This is a genomic window from Nocardioides abyssi (assembly GCF_030412915.1).
Taxonomy (GTDB): Bacteria; Actinomycetota; Actinomycetes; order Propionibacteriales; family Nocardioidaceae; genus Nocardioides; species Nocardioides abyssi.
The window spans coordinates 1-235 of sequence record NZ_JAUHJR010000248.1 but is presented as its reverse complement, the minus strand read 5'-3'; the positions used below and the strand labels follow the sequence as shown (position 1 = coordinate 235).

Annotated in this window: 1 protein-coding gene; it reads left to right on the top strand. The window is 75.7% G+C overall.

Annotated features, from left to right (window positions below; translation table 11 throughout):
• Positions 1-235, top strand: a 235-nt coding sequence (locus tag QWY29_RS20655) for a hypothetical protein (protein WP_300963091.1), incomplete at both ends; no start/stop codon positions are given.

Below are 235 nucleotides of genomic sequence, written 5' to 3'. Positions count from 1 at the left end.
GCGTCGTCGTACGCCCAGGCGGTCGCCAACGAGCTGCGCCGCCTGCTCGGCCTCCCCGGCGGCGACCCGCCGCTCGCGGTCGACGCCGACCTGCGCCCGGAGGGCAAGCAGGGGCCGCGCGTGCGCACGATCGGCTCCTACGCGGCGTACTACGCGAAGTGGTCGAAGGTATGGGAGGCCCAGGCGCTCCTGCGTGCCGACGCGGTCGTGGGCGACCTCGACCAGCGCCGTCGCT